The following is an 11,490-nucleotide window of genomic DNA, read 5'->3' as shown; positions in this document are numbered from 1 at the left end:
CACGGTGACAAAGACCGGAAGAATCCCACGTGCTTCAGCCGTGGGAGAAGGTCAAACATTTTTAGATGGGTGTCTCGATGCGTTCCGGATGCGTATATACATTGAGCGAGTTGCCGCGGATAAAACCAACGGCCGTAATGCCGAGCTCTTCCGCAAGATCGAGAGCCAAGCCTGTCGGCGCTGATTTGGATAGGACGACTTCACAGCCGATTTTCGCTATTTTCAATAACACTTCTGAAGAGATACGTCCGCTGAAAGCGATGATTTTGTCCTGCATAGAAATCTTATGTTTTAAGCAGTGTCCGTAAATTTTGTCCAGCGCATTATGGCGTCCGATGTCCATACGTGAAAGAATGATTTCGTTTCGATCGCACAGCGCCGCGTTGTGGACGCCGCCTGTATTCTGAAATACATCCGAGCCTTCCTGCATCAGGCGGATGAGACGGAAGCAATCTTCAGCGGACAGTGTGACGTTCTTCTCTTTCATTACTTTTGCCGTACGCGCGTCGTTATAGAAATAAAAGTTTTGCCGGCTTTTTCCACAGCAAGAGGTAATGTAGCGCCTGGAATAAAATTGCTGGTTGATTTTCTGCGCTTTATGCAATTCTACATGTGCAAATCCTTCTTGTTCCTGTACTAGCAAGCTTTTAATGTCCTCATAGGAGCGAATGACCCCTTCAGAAGCCAGAAATCCAACCACAAGGTCTTCGATATATTCGGGCGTACATACCACCGTAGCAAATTCTTCTTCATCGAGAAAAATTGTTACAGGGAATTCGCTAACCACTTCGTCCGTACATTCATGCAGCTCATTGTCACGGTAACGCAGGATGGTCCGCGTGTGAACAATAGGTTGAATCATAAATATCCCTTCCATTTGTTCATAGATTTTTCTTTCTTCATTATTTTAAGCTTCTTACCTCTAATGTCAAAAGAAAAATCATCGACCGCTCTCTTGTATTCCCTTTTAAAACGTGCAATGCTAGAAAAAGGAGGAAGAGAATGTATGGAAAAATCAAATCGTGCACGTATCGCTCATGAGTTCAGCAATATTGTTCGAGAAATACGGAAAACGCATGTCGGCAAGGGACCTACACATATCGTCACTCGCTTTGTCGGGCCGTGGGCAATCTGCGAGATGAAAGGCAACCTGACAAGCGTAGAGAAATTTATGAGTCGAACAGCGGAAGGGCAGCGAATGATTCACGCAACGCGCACGGAATTTATCAAGAAAATCTATGAGGACTTGTCTGTCGGAAAGCCCTTAGAAGAGCTGGTCAACGCCAAACTGCTCACGCTGTTTGTTGATTTTCGGTTCGAACTGGATACGGCTATGACGGTTTTTGTTTTCGAACGTCCATTGGGTCTGGACAGCTAATGAAATTGTGTCTATAATGTTAAATATGTTTTAAAGTAGGTTTGCATAACATATATAAGGTGGGTAAAAGATTAAGTTGCAAAGTTGATTGCTGAAAGCGCATTCTACTTGCTCCTTAGTTTTTTTCGCTTTTCTGATATGGCGGATTGGTTACCGGTACTTGCGTGCCGCAGGCTATTCCATCATGAAACAGTTGTGTCAGAGGCGCAGTGTCTCTACAGATCCGTTTTGTGATGGAATTTTTTTTTGCAGGGAGACAGACGATCGGGCCGGTTGCTCAATCTGATTGAACAAGGGGGAGAAAAATGAGTACAACAACGAAACTGTCCGTTCGCATTAACGGCAAAGAGTATCAGGCAGTCGAAGGGCAGAATATCGTCGATGTCATGAAGGAACAAGATATTGAGATTCCGCATATTTGCTATCATCCGAATCTGGGCACTATTCAAACGTGCGACACATGTATGGTAGAGATTGACGGTAAGTTGGTGCGCTCCTGTGCGACGAAAGTGGCGGAAGGTATGAATATCGAGACCAAATCACCGGCAGCCAAAGCGGCTCAGGTGGAAGCGATGGATCGTATCCTCGAAAACCATCAGCTATACTGTACTGTCTGTGACAACAATAACGGCAATTGTCGCATTCATAATACGGTAGAGATGATGCAGATCGAGCATCAAAGCTATCCGTACCGGCCAAAGCCGTATGAAGTCGATATGTCTCACCCGTTCTATCGTTACGATCCGGATCAGTGCATTCTCTGTGGCCAATGCGTAGAAGCCTGTCAGAATGTTCAGGTTAACGAAACACTGTCCATTGATTGGGAGCGTGACCGTCCGCGCGTTATCTGGGATAACGATGTGGCGATTAACGAGTCGTCCTGTGTTTCCTGCGGACATTGCGTGAATGTATGTCCGTGCAATGCATTGATGGAGAAGTCCATGCTAGGTGAAGCGGGAATTATGACCAGCATGAAGCCGGAGCTTTTAAGCCCGATGATTGATCTGGTAAAAGAAGTAGAGCCTGGCTATAGCGGCATCTTTGCCGTATCGGAACTTGAAGCGACGCTGCGCGCCACCCGTACAAAGAAAACAAAGACGGTTTGCACATTCTGCGGCGTCGGCTGTACGTTCGAAGTATGGACCAAGGGACGGAAGATTCTCAAAATCGAACCGACTCCGGATGCGCCGGTTAACGGTATTTCTACCTGTGTAAAGGGCAAGTTCGGTTGGGACTTTGTCAACAGCGAGGACCGTCTGACGAAGCCGCTCATCCGCAGAGGCGATGAATTCTACGAGGCGACATGGGACGAAGCGCTTTCTCTCATCGTAAGTAAGTTCAAGGAGATTAAAGAGCGTGACGGTGCAGACGCGTTCGGCTTCATCTCCTCTTCCAAATGTACGAACGAAGAGAATTACCTGCTGCAAAAACTGGCGCGCTCCGTTATCGGAACGAATAATATCGACAACTGTTCACGCTATTGCCAATCCCCGGCGACGACGGGACTGTTCCGCACTGTGGGCTATGGCGGTGATGCAGGTACGATTTATGACATGGCCGGTGCGGGTCTCGGCATTATTGTCGGCGCAAATCCGGCGGAAGCGCATCCGGTTATCGCGACCCGATTGAAACGCGCACGCAAGCTGAATGGACGCAAACTCATTGTTGCAGACCTGCGCAAGAACGAAATGGCGGAGCGCTCCGACCTGTTCCTGCGGCCGGCGCCGGGAACGGACCATGTATGGCTGTCTGCCGTAACGAAGTACATCATCGACCAGGGCTGGCACGATGTCGAATTCCTTCATAAGCGCGTAAACGGATTTGAAGAATATAAAAAGTCGCTTGAAAAATATACGCTTGAGTACGCGGAGAAAACGACGCGCATCCCGAAAGAGCAGCTTATCCAGACGGCAAAAATGATCCATGAAGCCGACGGTACGGCCATCTTCTGGGCGATGGGGGTTACGCAGCACTGCGGCGCAAGCGAAACCAGCACGGCGATCAGCAATCTGCTGCTTGTGACCGGCAACTTCGGACGTCCGAATGCAGGCGCTTTCCCGCTGCGTGGACATAACAACGTACAGGGCGCCTGTGACTTCGGTACGCTGCCGAACTTCTATCCGGGATACGAATTGGTAACGGACGCCGCTGTGCGCGAGCGTTACGAAAAGGCATGGGGAGTCGCGCTTCCTTCCGAAAAAGGACTGGACAACGAGGGTATGATCAAAGCGATTCATAACGGTGAAATGAAAGCTATGTTCCTGATGGGCGAAGATATGGCCTGGGTAGATGCTAACTCTAACCATGTTCAAGCAGCCCTTGAAAAGCTTGAATTCTTCGTCGTACAGGACGTGTTCTTTACGAAAACGGCACAATTCGCCGACGTGATACTTCCGGCAAGTCCGAGCCTGGAGAAAGAAGGTACGTTCACGAATACGGAACGCCGCATTCAACGTCTGTATCAGGCGCTTGCGCCGCTGGGCGAATCCCGTCCGGATTGGCAGATTCTTATCGATCTGGCGAACCGTCTCGGCGCGAATTGGAGCTACTCAAGCCCGGCTGAAGTAATGGCAGAATCGGCAAGTCTTGCACCGCTGTTCGCGGGAGTATCGTATGAGCGTCTGGAAGGATATAATAGTTTGCTGTGGCCGGTGCAGGCGGACGGTACGGATACGCCCCTTCTGTACACGGAGCGATTCCCGTTCCCGGACGGTAAGGCACGCCTGACGCCGACCGATTGGATTCCGCCGGTGGAAATGCCGGAAGAGTACGACCTGTTCCTGAACAATGGCCGTCTGCTTGAACATTTCCATGAAGGAAACTTGACCAACAAGTCCGACGGGTTGATGTACAAAGCTCCGGATACGTTTGTGGAAGTATCGCCGGAGCTGGCGCAAGAGCGCGGCATCAAAGACGGTTCGCTCGTGCGCCTGCAATCCGAATATGGTGCGGTGAGACTGCGCGTTGTCGTGACCGACCGTGTACAGGGTAAAGAGATTTACGTACCGATGAATTCTGTGAGTGAAGATTCTGCGGTTAACCTTTTGACGAGCAGCTTCTCCGATGTGACGACGCACACGCCGGCGTATAAAGAGGCCAAGGTAAAGATGCAGGTGCTTGAAGTGGAAGGCGCAAGCCCTCTGCCCCGTTTCAATTCCCGTTTCGGCAAGCGGAATCCGCAGCGCGGGGTAGAAGTGGAGCGCAAGTGGAATCGTGCGGATTATCGTACGCTTGAAACCGTCGGACGGGGGGAGAAATAAATGGCGAAACCGATAACTGTCGTAAAGAAACATGAACCGACCGAAGCCGAAAAACAGGCTATGGCGCTGGGCGAGCTGGTCAGCATCATAGCCAAAAACGGCGAAGCGCTTCAAGAAACGTTAAAGCTGATTCAATTGCTGCACGAGAGCGGCGCACTCGAAATTATCGGCGGCTTGATTCAGTCAAGGGAGAAAATTATGGAAATCGGCATCTCTCAGCTATCCAAACCGACAATGACGCGCGGCGTCAACAACGTAATGAGCGCTGTCGGCATGCTGGGTGAGTTGGAGCCGGAGACGATTAAAAAAGTGTTCGAAGGCATTGTCAACGGCATGCAGCACTCTGCAGAAGAAGTGCGTGCAGGCAAGAAAACCGGTATGTTCGATTTGATGAAAGCCTACAAAGACCCGGACATCAACCGCGCCATGACCGTTATGCTCGGCTTCCTGAAGGGCATGGGACAGAAACTATAGGTTGTATGGTGAGAACAGAAGAGATATGAGATCGTAAAAAAGAATGCGTAATTGCCGAAAGAGGCTGTCTCAAAAGGTCGTTGAAAAGCGACTTTTTCGGGCCAGCCTCTTGTTGTGTCCTGATTTTTGGTTATTTATGGATATTGGAGTCTTTTTTTATTAGAGGGGAGCGCATGCGGCCTCTCTTTTTACGTCAAAAATGTCATCTTATAGATCGGATTCATATCAAGCCGCCTGCAGAGCGAATCATTTTCCGCACGCTTTCATAGTATTCAGGCCGCATTACAACCGTCAGTAAAATATCCCTTCCCCGGATCGTATCGTCATCACCGTCGCTCATGCCGCTTGCACTCGGGTGAGCGGCCATCATGATATTGGCGTCGATTTGACCGGGTGAAGCGTCGGTTGTCAGTGAAGCAAGACTGGCGAAGTTGCCGGTGATGGAATTAATCGGTCGTTCCGGTTCGGGACCGGGATATAGACCGATGCGGTCCACCTGGAGAGCGATAATCCCTTCTTGCGCGGCTAACTGCTGCCGTATGTTTTCGGCTTGTTCGGGTGTATTGAAATAGGCGAGAATGTATTTTTCGTCCATGCTCCGTCGTTTCCTTTCCGAAGGGTGAAAGCTTCTCTTTATTATTGTTTGCACGTGTCTTTTTTCTTATGCATCTTATACATGAGCCGGAAAGACGTGCCGCATAAAAATCCAGCAAAACAGCAGCAGAAGATTCAGCGCCATCAAATATAGGACAAGCACCAGAGAACTGCCGGTAGTGGCGACGAACAGTACGAATACCAGGGTACTGAGCAGACGTCCCAGGCTGAAGGCAAACTCCCGAATAATAATATACTCGACCCGCAGCCTGGCTTTTTCCATGCTTTCGCCGATCACGTCAAAACTTGTCGACACGAGCGGTACAGCGAAAAAAGGATAAAACAATGCGGTACCGATTCCGAGCAGAAGCAGAGTGCCGAAGCGAAGCTGCGCCAGAAGCGGCAGCACGGATACCGAGAGCATGAACGCGCCGATGAGCAGCGAGCGGCCGCGCCTGTGAGGTCGAATCCATTTGCCGACCGCATAATAGGACACCAGAGAAAGAATGGAAGTGAAGAGGGCATAGGTGCCGACCGTAAATTCGCTGGCCGATGCGACGAATACCAGGAGGCCAACGAGAAAAATAACCACGCCTTCCCGCATGCCCCAGAAAAAGTATGAGAATACAACATAGTGCCACTTTGAAATATCGCGTGTATCTGTCCAAACGCTGCGCAAATCCAGTTTCCCTTCACACTTCCGACCGCAGATGAAGAAGCTGACGATAACCGCCAGAGTAAAGATGATAAGCGATAAGGAGAAAATGAGCCGATAGCCGTTTGTCTGATGGGTAACCAGCCAGCCTGCGAAAAAAGGAGCGCCACCGGCCGCTATCGACATTAGGAGTCCGTTTGCCCCGTTAAAGACATCGCGGTTGTCAGGGCCTGTAATTTCGAAATACATGACATAATAGCCCAGCCAGTAAAACCCCGCACCCGTACCGAGCAGCAGGCCGAGCGGCACAATATAGGCCGTCGCCGATTTACCGAGCATAAGCACTGTAAGATAAAACACGGCCATAATGAAGACACCGATCCGTATGCTCAACACCCGGTCCCGGCGTTTAATCAAATGGCCCCCGATCCAAAATGCAATCGGGATGGCGAGAAAGGTAAAAAGGTTAAACAGCCCGATTATAGCGTAGTCGCTTTTCACTTTCCACAGGTAGACGTTGACGAAGGTGTTGGAGAGCCCGATGGAGCTGAGATACAGCGTATTCATCAGCAGCAAAAGCCTGGCCTGGCCATCAAGTTTTCCTGTTTGTTCCATGAAAAAGCTCCTTTTACAAAAAGAATACAACCTCATGGTTAGCTTGTCCGCTCCGTTTCATCTTTGCTCAAGCAAAGATTTCCATCATAATTTTTGGTTGGGATGTAAGAATATGAGTAGAAAACACGATTGGTAAATTAAAACAACATAAAGTGGGGTGATGGGAGATATTATGATATAATAAATGATAAATTTAAGGAACTTTGCATGCTTTTTGTAATTTTAACAAGCTATTTGTATGTTTAAACTTAGTTTTGTGAAAAGAGGAATTGATATGTACGAAAATCTTTTAAATATATCTGAAGCTGCAAAGCTACTGGGAGTTTCGCCAAGTACACTGCGGCGGTTAGAGAAGAATGGGACTGTTGAAGGTTATGGTCTAAAGGTTTTATATACTCCTGGAGGCCAAAGAAGATATATTCTAGATGAGTTACAACAACTTTACTCCAATCAAGGATTTTCAGGACAAATTGGATTTGGTAACAAACCGGCTCTTCTCATTCGTGATTTAACCATAGCTTTTACTGAACCGCATTCTCAATTATCTATTAAGATTGAAGAGCAAATTTCTGCAACAAAACGACTTATAGAAGAAGCTCTTTCCCATAACATACCAATTATCTTTACTATAACAATATACGATTCAACTAATAGGGTATCTAAGTTATGGTGCCAGAAGTTCCCATCCCTTCAGATTTTGGATCGTCAAAGTACGTGGGTCAACATTCATCCAGATCTTAGTGACTATTCTTATGATATTATTAATCCTACCGTGCATATTACTGACTTGTATAATTGTCAAGTAGATGATTTTCTGAATGAACGCCAGATAGATACTGTAATATTGGCTGGTGCTACAACAAGTGGAAGCATAAGAGCAACTGCTGTAGATGCTCTTCAAAGAGGTTACAGAGTAATTATTCCTAAAGAAGCTGTGGGAGATCGTAATCAAACCCTGCAAAACTCGACATTAATAGACTTAAACGCAAGATATGCAGATGTCATGAGTATAGAGAAGGTATTAAAAGGCATGAAACTGCCGATAGAGAGCTCGGATTAACTTTGCTAAGGAGAGTGAAGTAAGTCATATGATACGCATTCGTCCAGAAGAACTATCTGCTAAAGATAATTACAAACTATTAACAGGAACGATTGTCCCCCGTCCGATAGCTTTTGTTACCACTCTTTCTACTGTTAATCAAATCGTCAATGCTGCCCCATTTAGTTATTTTAATATCATCAGCAGCACTCCCCCGCGTCTATCTATTTCAGTACAGCGAGTAAATGGTAATATGAAGGATACCGCTCGGAATGCAGTAGAGCGAGGAGAGTTTGTTGTACATGTAAGTAATGAAGATATGATAGAAGAGATTAACAAAACAGCGGCCTCCTTAGATCCGGATGAAAGCGAACTTGATTTGACACAACTGCATACGGTTGATAGCACACATATTTCTGTGCCCGGTATTAAGGAGGCACCCATCCGTTTTGAATGCAAACTTGAGAAGCACCTTACATTTAATGGGGAAGACGGTAAAATCACTGCTGATTTATTAATTGGTCAAATCGTTTATTACCATATAGCTGACGATTTATACGATCAAGATAAAGGCTATATTCTTGTGGATAAAGTAAAGCCTGTAAGTCGTCTGGCTGGAAATACCTACGCTAAACTTGGTGAACTATTTTCGATTAAACGTCCCACTTAAATCATCTAACCGTTGTATAAAAAGAAAACATAGAAGAAATCGGAAACCACAGGAAACCTTTATATTGGGTTTACATTTTTTACAAGAACTTTAAGCGGGGTTAAAAGTAGCCTAAGAAAGTGTCTGTACAATAAAAACATAGGGAAATTGAAAAATACATATCGAACGAAAAAAGCGGAGAGTGATAAACCTATGGAAATGAACCGCAGACAATTCTTAACGTATCTTGGTACGGGAACGGCAGCGCTTGCTTCCCTTGCCACCGGCATTCCGGCTTTTGCAGCCGAGAAGACACTGTCCGGAAAAACGGCAGATCATCTCTTCGGCATGGATGAGGACAAGCATAAGCCATCCAAAGTTAAGTTCAAACCGATTCAAGCGACGGATAAAGACGATCTTGTACTGCCGCAGGGATACAAGTATGACATTATTGCTTCATACGGGGATAAAATTAATACCAAAGGTGACACCTTCGGTTTTAATAACGACTTTACCTGTTTTCTGCCGATTGAGGAAAGCAGTGAACATGGCTTGCTGTGGGTGAACCATGAGTACCTGGGTGAATTGGAATACTATGTAACCGGCTATGACGCATTGAATGCCGACCCGGAAAACAATACACGTACGGCGGCACAGATTGAAAAGTATCTGTATGCGCTTGGCGGGTCAGTGATTGAGATTAAAAAAGAGAACGGAAAATGGCGTCTCGTATCCGATTCGAAATACGGCCGCCGCGTCAGCGGTTTAACCAGACATACATTGACCGGTCCGGCTGCAGGCAGCTCTGCGGTAAACGGAGCGCGTGAAGTAGTGGGAACGTTCGCCAACTGTTCGGGCGGCGTTACGTTGTGGAATACGATCCTCTCCTGTGAAGAAAACTTTGATAGTGTCGTGGCAGATACTAAATTAAAAGATGCAACCCACTACGGCTGGGTAGTAGAAGTGGATCCTTTTGATCCGAATTCCGTGCCGAAGAAGCATACAGCTCTGGGCCGCTTCTCTCATGAAAATACCGCCATGACCATTGCACCGGGCGGTCAGCTTGTCGTATACATGGGTGACGATGCTAACGACCAATATGTATACAAGTATGTTTCCAGAGGCACGTACAACAAAGCGGCCGGCAAAGCAAATGCGAAACTGCTGGAAGAAGGTACACTGTACGTAGCTAACTTCAGCAAAGGGAAATGGATTGCCTTGGATTACGCGAAAAACGAGACGCTGCAAAAAGCGGTAGACGCGGATAAGAAGCCGTTGTTTACTTCCCAGGCCGACGTGTTGGTAAACTGCCGTGAAGCGGCAAAAGCGGTAGGCGCAACTCCGATGGACCGTCCGGAAGATTTGGAAGTACATCCGATTGACGGAAGCGTGTTTATCTCGTTGACAAACAACTCCAAGCACGGTAACTTCTATGGGCAAATCGTTCGTCTGTTTGAAAAAGATAACAATCATGCGGCAGAAGAATTTATGTTTGAAATTTTCGCGACAGGCGGTCCGCAAAGTGGATTTGCCGCGCCGGACAACCTTGCATTTGATAGTGCGGGTAATCTGTGGGTTGTAACGGACATTTCATCTTCGTCCATGAACAGTGGAATTTACAAGTCATTTGGCAATAACGGAATGTTTTTCATCCCGACGTCTGGACCGGACAGAGGCATCGCATCGCAATTTGCTTCTGCCCCAATCGGTGCGGAGATGACGGGACCCTGGTTTACGCCGGATGAGAAGACACTCTTCCTGTCCGTACAGCATCCGGGCGAGAACTTGGAGACATATGCGGCACCTACCAGCCACTGGCCGAAGGGCGGTATGTCGATTGCACTGCCAAGCGTCGTAGCGATTACCGGATTTTAATAAATAGGAGGACGATTGCATGCTTTCAAACATCGGAATTCCCGGGTTGATTCTTATTCTCGTCATTGCGCTCATCGTATTCGGACCGAATAAACTGCCGGAGATTGGCCGTGCGTTAGGCCGTACGCTAACAGAATTCAAATCGGCGTCGAAAAATCTGATTAATGGTGATGAGGAAGAAGAGAAGAAATCTACACCTATGCTGGTAAGCAGCGAAGAGAAAACAAAGAAATTATCGTAACTAATAAGTTTGATGTTAGAAGAAAGAGCGGCATTTAATTGTGCTGCTCTTTTTATTTATGCAGTCAAGCATAGATGCGGGATCGGCAGATAGACTTTATGCACTAACTGAAAAATAGAAAAAGTAAATCGAATAAACATGAACACATGTGTGGGGATCTGGTTTGTCAAGAGAAATATTTGGAAGAAACATGAATTTTATGTTACTTTTATTGTCAGAATCGTGTATACTATTTTTCGGTTGATTTTTACGTTAAATTATTATTTCATCATTGCAACCTTAATAAAATGAAAATAAGGGGATTGAAATGGTGGGTATGAAAACGGAATGTATGTTTGAAAACCGGGAATTTGCCTGTTTGACGGACATGATCGAGACACTATTGCATGAAGCGAATCGGCAAATTGTCCAAATCGATGTCGGACAAAAGAAAAATACGGCAACAGAAAGAGCGTATGCTAAATGGCGTCTGCTGCATCTTCAAAAATGTTTCGGTGAGTATATACCTGAGGAGTATCGAAGTACGTATAATTCTCTCTGGAGCCATGTATACCGTTTAGAACACCAGGTAGGTTACCGACATCCGTATATTATTTATTTGTTGGAAAAAATTTTCTGTCAAAACTCTTCCCATGTTGGATAGGCGCCGCTCTTCTATATAGAGGGGCGTTTTTTATAGAAAACCGCCATGGCATCTCAGCCGCAACCCC

Annotated in this window: 11 protein-coding genes; 8 read left to right on the top strand and 3 right to left on the bottom strand. The window is 46.7% G+C overall.

Going from position 1 to position 11,490, the window contains the following annotated elements; genetic code table 11:
* Positions 1–61: 61 nt before the first annotated feature.
* The gene (gene fdhD, locus ADA01nite_RS18730; RefSeq protein ID WP_371863581.1) at positions 62–859 is read right to left on the bottom strand and encodes a formate dehydrogenase accessory sulfurtransferase FdhD; all 798 of its coding nucleotides are present in this window, start codon (positions 857–859) and stop codon (positions 62–64) included.
* A 147-nt stretch (positions 860–1,006) separates the two neighbouring features.
* On the opposite strand from fdhD, the gene ADA01nite_RS18725 reads away from it, so the two are divergent.
* The 3 genes from ADA01nite_RS18725 (at position 1,007) to ADA01nite_RS18715 (ending at position 5,112) form a co-directional block, all read left to right on the top strand.
* Positions 1,007–1,378, top strand: coding sequence for a Na-translocating system protein MpsC family protein (locus tag ADA01nite_RS18725; RefSeq protein WP_146811950.1), 372 nt, complete (start codon positions 1,007–1,009; stop codon positions 1,376–1,378).
* A gap of 305 nt (positions 1,379–1,683) precedes the next feature.
* Positions 1,684–4,638 carry a formate dehydrogenase subunit alpha gene (gene fdhF / locus ADA01nite_RS18720; RefSeq protein ID WP_146811949.1) on the top strand — a complete coding sequence of 985 codons (2,955 nt, stop codon included), beginning with the start codon at positions 1,684–1,686 and terminating at the stop codon, positions 4,636–4,638.
* Positions 4,639–5,112: a helical membrane plugin domain-containing protein gene (locus ADA01nite_RS18715; protein WP_146811948.1), complete on the top strand. Its 474-nt coding sequence runs from the start codon at positions 4,639–4,641 to the stop codon at positions 5,110–5,112.
* A 220-nt stretch (positions 5,113–5,332) separates the two neighbouring features.
* Here ADA01nite_RS18715 and ADA01nite_RS18710 read toward each other — a convergent pair whose 3' ends face one another.
* On the bottom strand, positions 5,333–5,707 hold the full coding sequence (locus ADA01nite_RS18710) for a hypothetical protein (protein WP_146811947.1): 375 nt from the start codon (positions 5,705–5,707) through the stop codon (positions 5,333–5,335).
* Between the two features lie 75 nt (positions 5,708–5,782).
* Positions 5,783–6,976, bottom strand: a complete 1,194-nt coding sequence (locus ADA01nite_RS18705; RefSeq protein WP_170230371.1) for an MFS transporter — start codon at positions 6,974–6,976, stop codon at positions 5,783–5,785.
* A 274-nt stretch (positions 6,977–7,250) separates the two neighbouring features.
* Here ADA01nite_RS18705 and ADA01nite_RS18700 point away from each other — a divergent pair, with 274 nt between their 5' ends.
* The 5 genes from ADA01nite_RS18700 (at position 7,251) to ADA01nite_RS18680 (ending at position 11,423) form a co-directional block, all read left to right on the top strand.
* The gene (locus tag ADA01nite_RS18700) at positions 7,251–8,036 is read left to right on the top strand and encodes an isochorismatase family protein (protein ID WP_146811945.1); all 786 of its coding nucleotides are present in this window, start codon (positions 7,251–7,253) and stop codon (positions 8,034–8,036) included.
* 28 nt (positions 8,037–8,064) lie between these two features.
* Positions 8,065–8,685 (top strand): flavin reductase family protein, encoded by a 621-nt coding sequence (locus ADA01nite_RS18695; protein WP_146811944.1) that lies wholly within the window; start codon positions 8,065–8,067, stop codon positions 8,683–8,685.
* A 192-nt stretch (positions 8,686–8,877) separates the two neighbouring features.
* Positions 8,878–10,539 (top strand): PhoX family protein, encoded by a 1,662-nt coding sequence (locus tag ADA01nite_RS18690; protein ID WP_146811943.1) that lies wholly within the window; start codon positions 8,878–8,880, stop codon positions 10,537–10,539.
* Between the two features lie 19 nt (positions 10,540–10,558).
* Positions 10,559–10,780, top strand: a complete 222-nt coding sequence (gene tatA, locus ADA01nite_RS18685; RefSeq protein WP_146811942.1) for a twin-arginine translocase TatA/TatE family subunit — start codon at positions 10,559–10,561, stop codon at positions 10,778–10,780.
* Positions 10,781–11,087: 307 nt separating this feature from the next.
* Positions 11,088–11,423, top strand: coding sequence for a hypothetical protein (locus tag ADA01nite_RS18680; RefSeq protein WP_246147419.1), 336 nt, complete (start codon positions 11,088–11,090; stop codon positions 11,421–11,423).
* Positions 11,424–11,490 lie beyond the last annotated feature (67 nt).

Source organism: Aneurinibacillus danicus (assembly GCF_007991215.1).
GTDB classification, from domain to species: Bacteria; Bacillota; Bacilli; order Aneurinibacillales; family Aneurinibacillaceae; genus Aneurinibacillus; species Aneurinibacillus danicus.
The sequence above is the reverse complement of the archived record's forward strand: the minus strand, read 5'-3'. Positions and strand labels throughout refer to the sequence as shown.